General features: G+C 61.2%; 12 protein-coding genes and 1 pseudogene. 3 read left to right on the top strand and 10 right to left on the bottom strand.

Annotated features, from left to right (window positions below; genetic code table 11):
* Positions 1-25 precede the first annotated feature (25 nt).
* The 3 genes from kdgD to garD all read left to right on the top strand — a co-directional run bounded on the left by kdgD (position 26) and on the right by garD (position 4,009).
* Positions 26-937, top strand: a complete 912-nt coding sequence (kdgD, locus tag VSQ83_RS20675) for a 5-dehydro-4-deoxyglucarate dehydratase (RefSeq protein ID WP_133078843.1) — start codon at positions 26-28, stop codon at positions 935-937.
* Between the two features lie 151 nt (positions 938-1,088).
* Positions 1,089-2,444, top strand: a complete 1,356-nt coding sequence (locus VSQ83_RS20670; protein WP_133078844.1) for an MFS transporter — start codon at positions 1,089-1,091, stop codon at positions 2,442-2,444.
* An 11-nt stretch (positions 2,445-2,455) separates the two neighbouring features.
* Positions 2,456-4,009 carry a galactarate dehydratase gene (gene garD, locus VSQ83_RS20665; protein ID WP_219262380.1) on the top strand — a complete coding sequence of 518 codons (1,554 nt, stop codon included), beginning with the start codon at positions 2,456-2,458 and terminating at the stop codon, positions 4,007-4,009.
* A gap of 179 nt (positions 4,010-4,188) precedes the next feature.
* Here the strand turns inward: garD and VSQ83_RS20660 are convergent, their stop codons facing one another.
* From VSQ83_RS20660 to VSQ83_RS20620, 10 genes and pseudogenes are all read right to left on the bottom strand, one after another.
* On the bottom strand, positions 4,189-5,589 hold the full coding sequence (locus VSQ83_RS20660) for a metallophosphoesterase family protein (RefSeq protein WP_326427418.1): 1,401 nt from the start codon (positions 5,587-5,589) through the stop codon (positions 4,189-4,191).
* Positions 5,586-5,663, bottom strand: a complete 78-nt coding sequence (locus VSQ83_RS26830) for an H-X9-DG-CTERM domain-containing protein (RefSeq protein ID WP_442800254.1) — start codon at positions 5,661-5,663, stop codon at positions 5,586-5,588. The genes VSQ83_RS20660 and VSQ83_RS26830 overlap by 4 nt, the downstream gene beginning before the upstream one ends.
* A 9-nt stretch (positions 5,664-5,672) precedes the next feature.
* Positions 5,673-6,476 carry a uroporphyrinogen-III C-methyltransferase gene (gene cobA, locus VSQ83_RS20655; RefSeq protein WP_326427417.1) on the bottom strand — a complete coding sequence of 268 codons (804 nt, stop codon included), beginning with the start codon at positions 6,474-6,476 and terminating at the stop codon, positions 5,673-5,675.
* A gap of 10 nt (positions 6,477-6,486) precedes the next feature.
* A complete protein-coding gene (locus tag VSQ83_RS20650; RefSeq protein ID WP_326427416.1) occupies positions 6,487-9,204 on the bottom strand; it encodes a nitrate reductase in 2,718 nt (905 codons plus the stop codon).
* 5 nt (positions 9,205-9,209) lie between these two features.
* A pseudogene (locus VSQ83_RS20645) lies at positions 9,210-10,433 on the bottom strand (NAD(P)/FAD-dependent oxidoreductase); the annotation flags it as partial.
* A 371-nt stretch (positions 10,434-10,804) separates the two neighbouring features.
* Positions 10,805-12,475: a bifunctional protein-serine/threonine kinase/phosphatase gene (locus VSQ83_RS20640; RefSeq protein WP_326427414.1), complete on the bottom strand. Its 1,671-nt coding sequence runs from the start codon at positions 12,473-12,475 to the stop codon at positions 10,805-10,807.
* Positions 12,476-12,482: 7 nt separating this feature from the next.
* Complete coding sequence (locus tag VSQ83_RS20635; protein ID WP_326427413.1) at positions 12,483-13,694, bottom strand: nitrate/nitrite transporter; 1,212 nt, start codon at positions 13,692-13,694, stop codon at positions 12,483-12,485.
* A 187-nt stretch (positions 13,695-13,881) separates the two neighbouring features.
* Positions 13,882-14,457, bottom strand: coding sequence for an ANTAR domain-containing response regulator (locus VSQ83_RS20630; RefSeq protein WP_019827366.1), 576 nt, complete (start codon positions 14,455-14,457; stop codon positions 13,882-13,884).
* 13 nt (positions 14,458-14,470) lie between these two features.
* Positions 14,471-15,682 (bottom strand): CmpA/NrtA family ABC transporter substrate-binding protein, encoded by a 1,212-nt coding sequence (locus VSQ83_RS20625; protein WP_326427411.1) that lies wholly within the window; start codon positions 15,680-15,682, stop codon positions 14,471-14,473.
* Positions 15,683-15,795: 113 nt separating this feature from the next.
* Positions 15,796-16,035, bottom strand: coding sequence for a type II toxin-antitoxin system RelB/DinJ family antitoxin (locus VSQ83_RS20620; RefSeq protein WP_219262387.1), 240 nt, complete (start codon positions 16,033-16,035; stop codon positions 15,796-15,798).
* Between the last annotated feature and the right edge of the window lie 300 nt (positions 16,036-16,335).

Here is a 16,335-nt window from a genome sequence, read left to right as displayed (position 1 = left end):
AACGTGCTCCCAGGGTGTTCGAATAATGAATCCACAAGAACTGAAGTCCATCCTCTCTTCCGGTCTGTTGTCCTTCCCGATAACCGACTTCAATGCTCAAGGTGATTTCCACCGCGAGGGCTACATCAAGCGCCTGGAATGGCTGGCCCCGTACGGCGCCTCGGCCCTGTTCGCAGCAGGCGGCACCGGTGAGTTCTTCTCCCTGGCAGCCAGCGAATATTCGCAAGTGATCAAAACTGCCGTTGATACCTGCGCCACCAGCGTACCGATCCTCGCCGGTGTAGGCGGTTCGACCCGTCAGGCCATCGAGTACGCTCAAGAAGCCGAGCGCCTGGGTGCCAAAGGCTTGCTGCTGCTGCCGCACTACCTGACTGAAGCCAGCCAGGACGGCGTTGCCGCCCACGTTGAGGCCGTGTGCAAGTCGGTGAAAATCGGCGTGATCGTCTACAACCGTAACGTCTGCCGCTTGACTGCGCCGCTGCTGGAGCGTCTGGCCGAGCGTTGCCCGAACCTGATCGGCTACAAGGATGGCCTGGGCGACATCGAGTTGATGGTGTCGATCCGTCGCCGCCTCGGCGATCGCTTCAGCTACCTGGGCGGCCTGCCGACCGCCGAAGTCTACGCTGCCGCCTACAAGGCGCTGGGCGTACCGGTTTACTCCTCGGCGGTGTTCAACTTCATCCCGAAAACCGCGATGGATTTCTACCACGCCGTGGCCCGTGAAGATCACGCCACCGTGGGCAAGATCATCGACGACTTCTTCCTGCCTTACCTGGACATTCGTAACCGCAAATCCGGTTACGCGGTCAGCATCGTCAAGGCTGGCGCCACTATTTCAGGTTACAGTGCAGGCCCGGTGCGTACGCCACTGACCGACTTGTTGCCAGAAGAGTACGAGGCACTGGCTGCCTTGATCGACAAGCAAGGTCCGCAGTAAGCAAAAGCCAAGGCCGCTGAGAAATCAGCGGCCTTTTGTGTGAAGGATTACGACCGTCGGCTAGCGCATTTATCTGTAGAAACTGTAAGTCAGCTACATCAAAAAAATAGATTCACCCGCGCATAAAAATAAACAGTGGGAGTAGTACAACATGCAAGCGACCAAGCCGACGCATGTCCGTTATATGATTTTGCTCATGCTTTTCCTGGTGACCACAATCAATTATGCAGACCGTGCAACTATCGCCATCGCAGGCTCCAGCCTGCAAAAAGACCTCGGCATCGATGCCGTAACCCTGGGTTATATCTTCTCCGCATTTGGCTGGGCCTACGTGGCCGGACAAATCCCCGGTGGCTGGCTCCTCGACCGTTTCGGTTCCAAAAAAGTTTACGCCCTGAGCATCTTCACCTGGTCTCTGTTCACCGTGCTGCAAGGCTTTATCGGTGAGTTCGGCATGTCCACAGCGGTCGTTGCGCTGTTTATGCTGCGCTTTCTGGTGGGTCTGGCCGAAGCACCCTCTTTTCCCGGAAACGCCCGAATCGTTGCGGCCTGGTTCCCTACGGCAGAACGTGGCACAGCGTCCGCGATCTTCAACTCGGCGCAATACTTCGCCACTGTGCTGTTCGCACCGTTGATGGGCTGGATCGTCTACTCCTTTGGTTGGGAGCATGTGTTCATCGTCATGGGCATCCTGGGTATCGTCTTCTCGGGCATCTGGCTCAAGGTGATCTACAGCCCGCGTGAACACCCTCGCATCAACGAGGCAGAGTTCAAGTACATCGCTGAAAACGGCGGCATGGTCGATATGGACCAGAAAGGCAAAAAGTCTGACGGACCCAAATGGGACTACATACGTCAACTGCTCACCAACCGCATGATGCTCGGTGTGTATCTGGGCCAGTACTGCATCAACGGTATTACCTACTTCTTCCTGACCTGGTTCCCCGTGTATCTGGTACAGGACCGCGGCATGACCATCCTCAAGGCGGGCTTCATTGCGTCATTGCCTGCAATCTGCGGATTTATCGGCGGGGTGTTGGGCGGGGTGATTTCCGATTACCTGCTGCGCAAAGGTCACTCGCTGACGTTCGCCCGCAAGGCGCCGATCATCGTCGGCCTGCTGGTATCGAGCAGCATCGTGGCCTGTAACTATGTGGACGTTGAATGGATGGTGGTTGGCTTCATGGCCCTGGCATTCTTCGGTAAAGGCGTCGGCGCACTGGGCTGGGCCGTGGTCTCCGATACCTCGCCCAAGCAGATCGCCGGTCTGAGCGGTGGCCTGTTCAATACCTTTGGCAACCTCGCTTCCATTACCACTCCCATCGTCATCGGTTACATCATCAGCACCACCGGCTCGTTCAAATGGGCGCTGGTGTTTGTCGGTTGCAACGCATTGATGGCAGTGTTCAGCTACCTGGTCATCGTCGGGCCGATCAAGCGTGTGGTACTCAAAGAGCCACCGACCACTGACCCGAAAACCGCTGAACTTAAACCTGTGAATTCTTGAGGAGCGGCATCATGACGTTGATTGAACATTCTGATTCGCCGCGCTCGATCCGCCTGCACCCGCTGGATAACGTTGCGGTCGTGGTCAATGACCAGGGCGTACCGGCCGGTACTGTGTTTGCGGATGGCCTCGTGACGCTGGACTTTGTGCCCCAGAGCCACAAAGTCACTCTGGAAGACATCCCCCAGGGCGGCGAAGTGATTCGCTACGGCCAGATCATCGGCTACGCCCTGCAAGCCATTGCGCGGGGCAGCTGGGTCAACGAAGACCAGCTGCGCATGCCCACCGCCCCGCCCCTGGACAGCCTGCCGCTGTCCACGGATGTTCCGCCCGCGCAGGCACCCCTTGAGGGCTACACCTTCGAAGGGTATCGCAACGCCGACGGTACCGTGGGCACGCGCAATATTCTGGGCATCACCACCACCGTGCAGTGCGTGACCGGCGTGCTGGACCATGCGGTCAAGCGGATCAAGGAAGAACTGCTACCCCTTTACCCCCATGTCGACGATGTCGTTGCGTTGACCCACAGCTACGGCTGCGGGGTGGCGATCAGCGCCACCGACGCCTATATCCCGATCCGCACGGTACGTAACCTGGCGCGCAACCCCAATCTGGGCGGTGAAGCGCTGGTCATCGGTCTGGGCTGCGAGAAATTGCAGGCCGGCCAGGTGATGCACGAAAACGACAGCTCGGTGGACCTGAGCGATCCGTGGCTGTACCGCCTGCAGGATTCCAGCCATGGCTTTACCGAGATGATCGAGCAGATCATGGCCCTGGCCGAAGTCCGCCTCAAGAAACTCGATCAGCGCCGTCGCGAAACCGTACCGGCGTCTGAGTTGATCCTGGGCATGCAATGCGGCGGCAGCGATGCGTTTTCCGGGATCACCGCCAATCCGGCGCTGGGTTATGCCTCGGACTTGTTGTTGCGTGCGGGGGCAACGGTGATGTTTTCCGAAGTCACCGAAGTGCGCGATGCCATCTACCTGCTGACTTCCCGTGCCGAGACCCAGGCCGTCGCCCAAGAGCTGGTGCGGGAAATGGACTGGTACGACCGCTACCTGGCCAAGGGCGAAGCAGACCGCAGCGCCAACACCACGCCGGGCAACAAGAAGGGCGGGTTGTCGAATATCGTCGAGAAATCCCTGGGGTCCATCGTCAAGTCCGGCAGCAGCGCGATCAATGGCGTGCTTGGCCCGGGCGAGCGCTTCACGCGCAAAGGGCTGATTTTTTGTGCGACGCCGGCCAGCGACTTTGTGTGCGGCACCTTGCAACTGGCTGCCGGGATGAACCTGCACGTGTTCACGACCGGGCGCGGCACACCGTATGGGCTGGCAATGGCCCCCGTGGTGAAAGTGTCGACCCGCACCGAACTGGCACAGCGCTGGCCGGACCTGATCGATATCGACGCCGGCCGCATCGCCACCGGGCGCGCGACCATCGAAGACCTGGGCTGGGAACTGTTCCACTACTACCTGGACGTCGCCAGCGGTAAAAAACACACCTGGGCCGAGCAGCACAAACTGCACAACGACATCACCCTGTTCAACCCGGCACCGATCACCTGAACAGTGATATGTAGCCGAAACGTGTAGTCGCTGCCGCAGGAACGAGGCTGCGTCCGATTGCGAAGCAATCGTAAAACCTGAGTCCATGATTTAACTGATACACCGCAGACTCTGATTTCACGACGACTTCGTCGCCGAACGCAGCCTCGTTCCTTCGGCAGCGACTATCGGTGAGCGACTTATTTGGCCCGTGAGCTGCAGGCAAAACCATCGGGGCCTGCCGTTTGCGTGCAGGCGCGCTCAGCGGGCAGGGACTTCACCGGCTCGCGCAGATGGTTGCGGTTTCTGGCGTCGCGCTCCAGGTCAAACGCGTCATACAGCGTGCCCGCCGCGGTATAGCTGCGCACCTTCAGGCGGGAGTCCTGCACCTCGATGGTCTGGTACAGCTGGGTTTCTTCGGCGCTGCGATCCGGCTGCTGTTGTGCCCGGTCATTGAGGCCATACATCTTGGAACCGGCCACCGACACCATATACACCGGACCCTGAATCTTGCCGCCCGCTCGGGCAGCCGTCGATGCCACACGACCGGCTTCATCGGTGACACGGCTGTAGCAATGGTCATGGCCCTGCAACACCAGATCCACCGCGTACCGCTCGAACACAGGCTTCCAGGCGAGCTTCAACGGCTCGGTATCTTCAGGGCGGGCACAGGTAAAGACGGGCTGGTGACTGACCACGATATTCCAGCGGGCACGGCTGGTTTTCAGGCTTTGCTCAAGCCACCGGGTTTGCTGGGCCAGGGTGCCCATGTCCAGGGCCGAGGTGCCATCGAGCACGATAAAACGCACGCCCTGATAGTCGACAAAGTAGGTGGTGCTTTTCAGCCCTTCGACCCCGTTTTGCGCCAAGGCAAACTGGCGGCTCCAGTGCGGGCCAAGGGTACGGCTTTCGCTGCCGTCGGGGTTGAGGCTGTCCAGGTACTCGTGATTTCCGGCGGCCAGCACCTGGGGAATCATCCCGTAGTGAAAACCACCGGCCTGATTCCATTCTCCCCATTGATCGTCATGCACAAGGTCGTCGCGTTGCGACACCAGATCGCCCGCGTGAACGATCAGCGCCGGGTTGGCGACGCTTTGCAGCGCCTGGCGAACACTGCGCGAGGCCAGCGACAGAATGTCGTTTTGCATATCGCCCATGTAGATAAAACTGAACGGTTTGAACCCCTCGGCGGCGGTACGGAACTGCAGCCATTCGCTCCAGCCATCGGTGCCCTTGACCCGATACACGTAGGCGGTGTCCGGTTGCAAGTCGTGCAGGCGTACCTGGTGGAAAAGGGCGGCGCCGTTCTCGGTCTCCAGGCTCAGGGGGATGCCTTCGATCACGCGTGCGGCTTTATCCAGTTGCGGGCCGTCGAGTGCCACAGCCAACTGCAACTGGCTGGTGAGCTGGCGGGTGTCCGTGCGAAAGGTCACGGCCATTTCCCGAGCGGGATTGGCACCCGGCGTCAGCACAATACGGTCCGCCAGACTGCTGGCTGCATAAGGTGCGCCGGGGGAATGGGGCAGTGGCGGACCGGGTTCGGCGCAGGCGCTGTTGATCACGGATAAGAGCGCGAGTGCCAGTAACGTGGGGCGAATCATGGGGACTCCTCGAAGGCTGAATGCCCGTCAAGGAAACAAACTCCCATGACACCGGGATGACGGCGGGGGTCGATTCGGCTCAGTCAAATGCTGTTTGCCGCTGGGTGGGGTGGGCTAACGGGGTAAACAGTAGGGGCGAGGGGGTCGTTTGAGATCACGCTCCCGCTGTTCAGGTCTGCCAATTGTTGAGCCACACGGCCAATTACCAGAATCGCCGGGCTTTTCAGTTGGAACACCTGGGCATCCTGCTCCATCGCGCCCAGATGGCTGCGGCATTCGCGCTGGTGGGGCAGGGAGGCATTTTCGATCATGGCCACCGGCATATCCGCCGCCATGCCGCCCGCCAGCAATTGCTCGCGGATTTCGCTCAATTTGGCCACGCCCATGTACACCACCAGCGTGGTACCGCTTTGTGCCAGCGCCTGCCAGTTCACCTGGCTCTCATCCTGGGTGTGGGCCGTCACCAGCGTCACGCCCCGGGCCACGCCGCGCAGGGTCAACGGGATCGCGCATTGCGTGGCGCCCGCCAGCCCGGCCGTAATGCCGTTGACCAGTTCCACCTCAACCCCGTGTTCGCGCAACCACTGGGCTTCTTCGCCGCCACGGCCGAAGATGCACGGATCGCCGCCCTTGAGCCGCACCACGCATTTGCCGTGACGGGCATAACGCAGCATCAGGCGATGAATAAACGCCTGTGGCGTCGAACGACAGCCACCGCGCTTGCCCACCGAAATCACTCGGGCAGCCGGGCAATGCTCCAGCACCGCGTCATTGACCAGATCGTCAATCAGTACCACATCCGCTTCGCGCAGGGCGCGCACGGCCTTGAGCGTCAGCAGCTCCGGATCACCCGGGCCTGCACCTACCAGCCAGACTTTTGCACTCATTGTGATTTCCTCACGAGATAACGGCGATCAGCTGCGCCTGGGCAGCCAGCAAGCGTTTGATTTCCGGGACGCAGGAGCCGCATTGCGTTCCGCAGCCCAATGTATTTTTCAGCCCCTGCAAGTCCAGCCCCTGGTTAATGCCAGCGCCTATCGCGCCCTGGCTGACGTTCTTGCAGTTGCACACAATCTTGTTGCCCGCGGCCGGGGTATCGCCGTTGCCGGGTGGCGCGCTCAATGGCGCCAGCAGCCAGCGGCGCAGGTGTTCATCGGCGTGCCCTTCCTGCCACAGGTTTTGCAGCCAGTGCTGGGCCAGGGTTTCGCCAGCCAGACGAATGGCAGTAATGCGGCCATTGTCGATGCGTACCCGCTTGCCAATGCAACGGCGCGGGTCGTCGTAAGCCAGCACCGGCCCCTCGTCGAGCCCCAGGGCGTGGTCGATGTCGTGCAGCAGTTGCGGGTCTGGCGCGCTGGCGCTGGCCGCACGGATCAACAGCGCAGGGCGCTCGCGGCCCGTCAGGCTGAAACTCACATACGAAAAAGCTTCGCAGAGCGGGCGTAATGTCTCGAATTTCTGTTGAACATTGCCTTCTATCAGGGCGAAGAGCTGCCAGGGCAATTGCACCGGCTCAAGCCGGACGGCGCTGTGTTTGAGTTCCGGCTGTTTGGACAGCGGGTCGAACGCTGGCAGGGTCAGGGTGTTGACCCCGCCCTTGAGAAAGCGGTCGCCCCAGTGCATCGGCAAAAACGCCTGGCCCGGCCGCACGCTGTCATCGCTGCTGACCGGCATGATCACCGCCCCGCGTCGACTTTTGAGGCTGATCAAGTCACCGGGTTGCAGGCGATGGCGGCGCAGTTCATCCGGGTGCAGGCTCAACACCGCTTCGCTGACGTGACCGAACAACTGCGCGGCAGTGCCGGTGCGGCTCATGCCGTGCCATTGGTCGCGCAGGCGGCCGGTGATCAGGGTCAGCGGGAAGCCCGCTTCGCGCTGCTCCTTGGCTGCCCGATACGGGTCGGCGACAAACTGTGCCCGCCCGGAGGCAGTAGGAAAGATCCCGTCCAGATACAACCGCGCAGTACCTTCACGGGCGCCGACAGGGAAGGGCCATTGCTGCGGGCCGAGGGCGTCAAGCACGGCATGGCTGATGCCCGACAAATCCAGATCACGCCCTCGGGTCAGGTACTTGTACTCGTCGAACACCTGCGCAGCGTGGGTAAACGCAAACAGGCCGGGTTGCGCAGGGCGCAGATGTTTTTCCAGACGCTGTGCGAAATCAACAGTAATTGCCCAATCGGAACGGGCCTCCCCAGGTGCTGCGATGGCTTTGCGCACGTGGGAAATACGCCGCTCGGAGTTGGTCACCGTGCCGTCCTTTTCGCCCCAACTGGCGGCGGGCAGCAGCAGGTCGGCGAAGGCGGCGGTTTCGGTGGTATGAAACGCCTCTTGCAACACCACAAACGGGCAGGCCAGCAACGCCGCCCGCACGGCGGTCTGGTCCGGCATGGATTGCGCCGGGTTGGTGCAGGCAATCCACAGCGCCTTGATCTTGCCGCTGGCCATCTGCTCGAACAGCTCGATGGCGCTCAGGCCGGTGGTGTGCGGCAGTTGCTCTACGCCCCAGTAGGCGGCGACTTCGGCCCGGTGCTCGGGATTGGCGGCCTCGCGGTGGCCGGGCAACAGGTTGGACAGGCTTCCGGTTTCGCGCCCGCCCATTGCATTGGGCTGACCGGTCAGGGAGAACGGCCCTGCACCCGGACGGCCGATCTGCCCGGTGGCCAGATGCAGATTGATCAGCGCACTGTTTTTCGCACTGCCCGCGGTGGACTGGTTCAGGCCCATGCACCATAGCGACAGAAAACTCGGCGAAGTGCCGACCCATTCGGCGCATTGCTGCAAGTGCTCGACGCTGATGCCGCAGAGCTGCGACACCATCTGCGGGGTGTAATCGCGTACCAGGTTTTTCAGCTCGGGCAAGCCTTGGGTGTGGGCCTTGATAAAGTCGCGGTCGATCCAGTCTTCCCACAACAACAGGTGCAAAATCCCGTGAAACAAAGCGACATCGGAGCCCGGTTCAATGGCCAGATGCAGGTCGGCCAGATCGCAGGTGTCGGTCCGGCGCGGGTCGATAACGATGACTTTCATCTGCGGGCGCCGAGCTTTTGCCTCCTCCAGTCGGCGAAACAGTATCGGATGGGCGTAGGCCATATTGCTGCCGACGATCATCACGCAATCGCTCAGCTCAAGGTCTTCGTAGCTGCAAGGCGGAGCATCGGCGCCCAGGCTGCGCTTGTAGCCGACCACGGCCGAAGACATGCACAGCCGCGAATTGCTGTCGATGTTGTTGGTGCCCACCAGCGCCCGCGCCAGTTTGTTGAAGGCGTAGTAGTCCTCGGTCAGCAACTGCCCGGAGATATAAAACGCCACACTGTCGGGGCCGTGTTCGGCGATGGTGGCGGCGAACACGCTGGCGGCGTGATCCAGGGCGCTGTCCCAGTCGGTGCGGCCACGGGCAAGGGCCTTGCCCAGGCGCAGTTGCGGGTACAGCGCGCGGGCGTTGAGGTCGCCGGTCAGGTGCAGCGTCGAGCCCTTGCTGCACAATTTGCCGAAATTGGCCGGATGGGCCGGATCGCCGCTGACGCCGAGAATGCGCTCGCCGTCATGCTCGATCAGCACGCCGCAGCCGACCCCGCAATAGCAGCAGGTGGAGGCGGTGATCTGGCGGTTCATCAGCGCACTTCCCCCAGGGCCAGAACCTCTTCACCGAACATCAGATGATCGCGGATCCCGTCAATGCTGTGGTGCTCACGGATCTGGCGCAAATACCAACTGCCGTCAGCGGTGTCGCCATACAGGCAGGCCCCCACCAGCACGTCGTCCTTGATCACCAGCTTCTTGTAGACCCCGCCAATGGGATCACGCAGGGTGATGGTTTCGGTACCTTCACCGCCCATGAAATCCCCCGCAGAAAACAGGTCGATGCCCGTGACCTTCAGCTTGGTCGAGGTGACGGAGCCTTGGTAGCGGGCAAAGCCCAATTGCGCAAGGTGATTGGCGCAGACCTTGGCCTGTTCGAACAGGGGAGCCACCAGGCCATAGGCGATACCGCGATGGCTGGCGCATTCACCGATGGCGTAAATGCGCGGGTCGTAGGTTTGCAGGGTGTCGTTGACCAGAATCGCGCGGCTGCACGGGATGCCTGCACGCTCTGCCAGTTCGATGTTGGGGCGAATGCCTGCAGCCATCACCACCAGGTCGGCAGGGATGATCTGGCCGCTCTTGAACTCCACCGACCCGACCCGGCCATTGCCCGCGTCGTGCAGGGCGCTGGTCTGCTCGCACAACCGAAAATGCAGGCCGCTGGCTTCGAGGGCGTCTTGCAGCAGTTGGCCGCTGACCCGGTCCAGTTGGCGATCCAGCAGCCATTCGCCGTTGTGGATCACGGTCACATGCATGCCGCGCAGCATCAGACCGTTGGCTGCTTCCAGGCCGAGCAGGCCGCCCCCGATGACCACTGCATGGGTGTGGGTTTTGGCGGTGTCGATCATGGCCTGGGTGTCGGCAATGTCGCGGTAGCCGATGACGCCGTCCAGGGTGTTGCCCGGGATCGGCAGAATGAACGGCGATGAGCCGGTGGCGATCAGCAGGCGATCGTATTCGGCCTCGGTGCCGTCGTCGGCAATGACCCGACGTTTTACCCGGTCGATCGTCACCACTCTGCGGTTGAGCAGCAACGTGATGTTGTTGTCCAGATACCAGTCCAGATCGTTGAGCACGATCTCATCAAAGGTCTGTTCACCGGCCAGTACGGGGGACAGCAGGATGCGGTTGTAGTTGGCATGGGGTTCGGCGCCGAAGACCGTGATGTCATAGAGCTCGCTGCTCAGCTTGAGCAATTCTTCCAGGGTACGAACCCCGGCCATGCCGTTGCCGATCATCACCAGTTTTAGTTTTTTCATCAGGTTCTCCGCGGCCATGCTCGACAAATCGTACGCAAACAAAAAAGGTGTCCCGCCAGTTACCTGGCGAGGACACCTTTGTCCTTGTCCCGTTCTCTCGGGAAACCTGTTCTTCGTCGTTGAAGACCGGGTTTTATGATTGATGAAAGAGCTAATGCAGCGGTTGTGCCAAGTTGCCAGGGCCTGTGTTTAAAGGGCGATGAAATGTTGAGGTGAGGGTTTTATGCACCGAATGAAAGCGCCGCGCCCGATGTTGGAGCGTTACGCCTGTAGTCGCTGACGAGTAGAACGAGGCTGCGATCGATGTGCCGCATCACACCGATCGCAGCCTCGCACGGCTCGTCAGCGACTACAGGGTTTTCGAGCGACTGTCAGGTGTGAAGCAGCAAAAACATCAGCACCAGATTGATCAACAACGACATCAACGCCACCGCCCGCCACACCATCAGCGGTTCTCGCTCCAGCAAGGGTCTGGGGCGTACGTTCAGGCTCTGGCGTTCGCCCTGCTCCAGTTGCAGCAACCACTCTTCGGCAGTTTCAAAACGCAGCTGCGGATCGGCTGCAATACCGCGTTCCAGGCTGTGGGCAATCCATTCCGGCAGGTCGGGGCGGTATCGACTGGCGCTCACCGGCACGCCAAAGCGCGGGCGCTGGAAAGCTTCGATTTCACCGTAGGGATAATGCCCGGTCAGCAGGTAATACAGGGTCACGCCCACGGCATACAGGTCCTGTCGGGCGGCGGGTTTTTCGCCGCGAAAGGCTTCCGGAGCGATGTAGCTGGGAGTACCGGGCAGCGCCGATGGCAGATCCTCAGACAGGCCCGGACAGTAGGCCAGCCCGAAGTCCAGCACGCGCAGCTCGCCGTCGTCACCCAGCAGCACATTGTGCGGCTTGATATCGCGGTGAAAAATCTGCCGCCGGTGCAGCAGCCCTACGGCCCGCAGCAGGCGCTCGGCCAGGTCCAGCCATTGCGCCAGGGGCAGTGGCCCACCCTTGGCAAAGAGTTTTTCCAGGGTAATGCCAGGGTATTCACGCATTACGTAGTACAGATGCTGACGCTGACTGGCCGGGTGTACTTCAGGAAAGTGCCGCCCGGCCACCCGCTTGAGAAACCATTCCTCCGACAGCAAGGCCTGCCCTGCCTGATGATCGTCGTGCAGGCGGGCCGGCAGGGTTTTCAGCAGCCAGGGCTGTTGTTGTGCGTCCCGTACCCGGTAGAGCAGCGATTGCTGACTCTGGCCCAGATGGCTTTCGACCTGCCAGCCCTCAAAGTGCTGCCCAGGCCTCAGGGCGGGGGGTAATGGCCATTGCTGCAATTGCATCAAGGCATCGCCGATGTCGCTCTCGCCCAGGGTGTCGACCCTTACCAGCAGGGCACTGGCGTTGTCCTGGCTGCCTGCCCGATGTGCGGCATTGACCAGGGTGCTGGCGGCGCTTTGCAGGTCGGGCAGGTCACGCACAATGGCGGCGATGGCGGTATCGCCCAATGTCGACCAGACGCCGTCACTGAGCAGCACAAAGGTCTCGTCCTGACGCAGCGGCCCATCAAGGAAATCCACTACCAGATGTTGATCAAGCCCCAGCGCCCGCTTGAGCACATGCTGCATGCCCGGCTGATCCCAGACGTGATCTTCGCTGATGCGCTGCAAGGTCTCGCCGTGCCAGCGGTACACCCGGCAATCGCCGACATGGGCCAGGGTAAACCGCCTGCCGCGCAGCACCAGGGCACTGACCGTGGTCAGCAGCGGTTGCCCGCCGCCATTGGCCTGTAGCCAGCGGTTTTGCGCGAGCAGCAAGCGCTCCAGTGCCTGGGCCACGCTCCAGGTTTCAGGCGTGGCGTAATAGTCCAGCGCCAGCGCCTGCAAGGTCGAACGGGCCGCCAGCCCGCCATCGGCGCATTGGCTGACACCATCGGCGATGGCGAACAAATAGCCTTTGCTCGTGGCCAGCAGCGGCACCGGCGTGACCTCGCGCAGCGCGTCCTGATTCTCGGCGCGCGGGCCGATGGCGCTGGCGTGGGCGAAGCTCAGTTGCAGGCTCATGACGGCTTTACACGCGGGCTGCGGTCACGGCAGCCGAGCCCCAGGTGGTTCTCCAGCGGCGCTTGACCCCATGCAGGCCAAACCAGGCCAGCACTCCCAGGCTGGCGAACAACCACAAGGCCAGCTGATAACTGCCGGTGCTTTGCTTGATTGCCCCCATGCCTGCGGCCAGGGCGAAACCGCCGATACCACCGGCCATCCCGATCAAACCGGTCATGACGCCGATTTCACGACGAAAACGCTGCGGCACTAATTGGAATACTGCACCGTTACCGGCACCCAGACCCAGCATGGTGCAGACGAAAAGTGCCAGTGCGGCGTAGGAGTTTGGTAGGTTGAAGCCCACTGCCGCGATGCTGATGGTCGCTACGGTGTACATGCCCAGCAGGGTGCGAATCCCGCCGAATCGGTCCGCCAGAGCGCCGCCCAAAGGCCGCATCAAACTGCCACCAAAGACGCAGGCTGCTGTGTAGTAACCGGCGGTGATCGGGCTCAGCCCGTATTGATCGTTGAAATAGCCGGGCAGGGCGCTGGCCAGGCCGATAAAGCCACCGAACGTCACACTGTAGAAAAACATGAACCACCAGCTGTCGCGGTCGCCCAGGGCCTTGAAATAATCCCCCATGGACTTGGCTTTAGGCCGCTCGGGAGCGTTCCTGGCCAGCCAGGCAAATACGAATATGCACAGCACCAGCGGGATCAGGGCAAAACCGAACACATTGCTCCAGCCGTAGGCGGCGGCGAGCAGCGGGGCCAGCAGGGCGGCGAACACCGTACCCGAGTTGCCTGCACCGGCAATGCCCATCGCCTTGCCCTGGTGCTGTGGCGGATACCACTGCGAGGCCAGCGGCAGCGCCACGGCGAACGAGGCGCCCGCCATGCCCAGGAACAGCCCCAGCAGCAGGGCTTGTTCGTAGCTGTGAATGCCGTGCTTCCAGGCGACGAACAGCGCACCGATCACGATGACCTGACCGATCAGTCCGGCGGTTTTCGGTGACAGGCGATCCGCCAGCAGGCCCATGACAAAGCGCAGCAAGGCCCCGGCCAGGATCGGCGTGGCCACCACCAGCCCGCGTTGTTGGGTGGTCAGGTGCAGGTCGGCGGCGATTTGCACCGCCAGCGGCCCGAGCAGGTACCAGACCATAAAGCTCAGGTCGAAATAGAGAAAGGCTGCGAACAGGGTCGGGGTATGGCCGGATTTCCAGAAGCTTGAATTCATCGCGCACCTCAACGGTTAATCGTTTCGAGAAGGAGTCATGAGCCAGCAGGGCCAAAACGAAAAAACGCCGCTACCTGATCCGCGATGGGCGAATGAGGTCAGCGACGTCTTTGTCTTGGGTGTGGCAACCGCCGTTGGTTACCGGTAGGGATTGCTTAGCGAGAAGTGTGCCAACCCAGAGGGGGTGTCAGCCCAGCAACTCGCTCATGGCAATGATCTGTTCCGCGACCTGAATCAGCTTTTGCTGACGGCTCATGGCCTGGCGGCGCATCAGGGTGTAGGCCTCTTCTTCGTTGCAGCTTTTCATTTTCATCAACAGGCCCTTGGCCAGTTCGATGCGCTTGCGCTCGGCCAGTTGCTGGTCCCGGGCGTGCAGTTGGGCGCGCAGGGCCTGGTCGCTTTCAAAGCGGGCCATGGCCACATCGAGAATGGGCTGCAAACGTTGTGCGTGAATGCCTTCGACGATGTACGCACTGACCCCGGACTTGATTGCCTGGCGCATCACGCCGGGGTCGTGCTCGTCGGTGAACATCACAATTGGCCGTGGCTGGTCCCGAGAAACCAGCACCACTTGTTCCATCACATCGCGGCTGGGTGACTCGGTATCGATCAGAATCACATCCGGGCGCACCGTTTCGACGCGCGCGGGCAGGTCGATGGTCAGGCCTGATTCGTCGATCACCTCAAAGCCGGCTTCGCTCAGCGCAGCTTTGAGGCGGCCGACTTTTTTAGCCGTGTCGTTGATCAGCAAGATACGCAGCATGGGCAGGCTCCAGTCAACGACGGGCTAGAAGGGGAGCGCTGGCGCTCATGGCATGCAGCGCAAAGCTTCGTGCATAGCCTGCGGGGTCAGAGCCGTCCCACACCTTGCCGTCGATCAGTTGGCTGCTGCGCATGTCGGCTCCACTGGCGTTCACACCCACAGCGCTGGCGGCATCGCGGTACAGCGCCAGTTGCTGAACCTGACGGGCGACGCCGAGGTAATCCGGGTCGTCGCGCAACAAGCCCCAGCGGCGGAACTGGGTCATGAACCACATGCCGTCGGACAAGTAGGGCAGGTTGACCTCACCGTCGCCATGAAAGCGCAACGGGTGGGAGTCTTGCCAGTGATTGCCCAGGCCATCGCTGTAATCGCCCAGCAAACGCGGCGCGATGCACTCGACGGGTGCATTCAGGTACTCGGGGGCGCTCAGCAACTGTGCGGTACTGCGACGGTTTTCGTCGCTTTGCTCGATAAAACGGCTGGCTTCGAGAATCGCCATGACCAGCGCCCGGGCGGTGTTGGGGTACTGCTCGACGAAGGCGCGGGTACAGCCCAGGACTTTTTCCGGGTGATCGGGCCACAGGGCCTGAGTGGTGGTGAGGGTGAACCCCATATTGTGTTCCACCGCACTGGCGGCCCAGGGCTCGCCGACGCAAAACCCGTCAATCCGTCCGGCTTGCAAGTGCGCGACCATCTGTTGCGGCGGCACCACCACGCTGTCGACATCTTGCAAAGGGTGAATGCCCTGACTCGCCAGCCAGTAATACAGCCACATGGCATGAGTTCCCGTGGGAAAAGTCTGGGCGAAAGTCAGTTTTGCGCGACTTTGGTGCACGTGTTGTTGCAGCGCCTCAGGACGGATCACGCCTTGGGCCTGCAAGCCGTGGGAGAGGTTGAGGCTCTGGCCGTTTTGATTGAGCCCCATCAGCACGGCCATGTCGGTGGCTGTCACGCCGCCAATGCCCAGGTGCACGGTGTAGATCAGGCCGTACAGACTGTGGGCGGCGTCGAGCTGGCCGCTGACCAGATTGTCCCGCAGGCTGGCCCAGGACGACTGGCGCTTGAGGTTAAGGGTCAGGCCGAAGGGCTGGGCGAAGCCTTGAGTGGCGGCCACCACCACCGAGGCGCAATCAGTGAGGGCCATAAAACCCAGGTTGATTTCGGTTTTTTCCGGGGCATCGCTGCCGTTGACCCAGGCCAGAGGGCCGGCGAGTGATTCGTTCATGGGAGGCAGCACCTTGGCAAAAGCATACTGCGAGGGTGCAAGGCATATGCCAGAGGGGTTAACCCAGTTGAAATCCTGTTTTTACAGGGCTCTGGATTTGCCGTAACTCAAGATCAAAGGTCATCCAGTGTCACCTTGAGCCTTTGCGGCGCAGCCAGGCGTTCGCGCACGGTATTGATGAGGGCTTCGTCTTCTTCTGTCACCAGCATGGGGCGAAAGGGCAGTTGGCCGCGTTCGGCCACGTACTGGAATGCCTGGCGGACCAGTTCCGAGGGGGTGACACCCAGGCGCTCAAGTTCCTGGTAAGCGCGAGCTTTGAGTTCATCGTCGATGCGGATATTGATGGAGGCCATGGCTTTGACTCGTGTAATGACATTTGTCATTACACTTGCCTCTGCCCGTTTCTTTTGCAAGTGCCATTGGGCGGTTGAGTGGTCTGCGTTGTTCATATGTTCTGAAGACATTAAGCCGCCATAGGCACAAACCAGCCCCGGGCTTAACTTGACACGGATTGTGTTAAACGAAACCGCCCGCACACTGTTCGATTTTGCGACAGTAGCGCTCGCTTTACCCATGCATCTGATCACCCGAATTCATCTTGTGTTGCGCTCGGTGTTGCGCAATAATCGGCCCACTACTCAGCCCCGTACGCA

Origin of the sequence: Pseudomonas sp. DSV-1, assembly GCF_035830915.1 — a bacterium.
Classification (GTDB): domain Bacteria; phylum Pseudomonadota; class Gammaproteobacteria; order Pseudomonadales; family Pseudomonadaceae; genus Aquipseudomonas.
The sequence above is the reverse complement of the archived record's forward strand: the minus strand, read 5'-3'. Positions and strand labels throughout refer to the sequence as shown.

Bases quoted from the DNA above. Each gene is read 5' to 3' on its own strand.
- VSQ83_RS20670 (WP_133078844.1), top strand. From the start codon at position 1,089: ATGCAAGCGACCAAGCCGACGCATGTCCGTTATATGATTTTGCTCATG.
- VSQ83_RS20630 (WP_019827366.1), bottom strand. From the start codon at position 14,457: ATGCTGCGTATCTTGCTGATCAACGACACGGCTAAAAAAGTCGGCCGC.
- VSQ83_RS20640 (WP_326427414.1), bottom strand. From the start codon at position 12,475: ATGAGCCTGCAACTGAGCTTCGCCCACGCCAGCGCCATCGGCCCGCGC.
- garD (WP_219262380.1), top strand. From the start codon at position 2,456: ATGACGTTGATTGAACATTCTGATTCGCCGCGCTCGATCCGCCTGCAC.
- VSQ83_RS20620 (WP_219262387.1), bottom strand. From the start codon at position 16,035: ATGGCCTCCATCAATATCCGCATCGACGATGAACTCAAAGCTCGCGCT.
- VSQ83_RS20635 (WP_326427413.1), bottom strand. From the start codon at position 13,694: ATGAATTCAAGCTTCTGGAAATCCGGCCATACCCCGACCCTGTTCGCA.
- VSQ83_RS20650 (WP_326427416.1), bottom strand. From the start codon at position 9,204: ATGAACCGCCAGATCACCGCCTCCACCTGCTGCTATTGCGGGGTCGGC.
- kdgD (WP_133078843.1), top strand. From the start codon at position 26: ATGAATCCACAAGAACTGAAGTCCATCCTCTCTTCCGGTCTGTTGTCC.
- cobA (WP_326427417.1), bottom strand. From the start codon at position 6,476: ATGAGTGCAAAAGTCTGGCTGGTAGGTGCAGGCCCGGGTGATCCGGAG.
- VSQ83_RS20625 (WP_326427411.1), bottom strand. From the start codon at position 15,682: ATGAACGAATCACTCGCCGGCCCTCTGGCCTGGGTCAACGGCAGCGAT.
- VSQ83_RS20660 (WP_326427418.1), bottom strand. From the start codon at position 5,589: ATGATTCGCCCCACGTTACTGGCACTCGCGCTCTTATCCGTGATCAAC.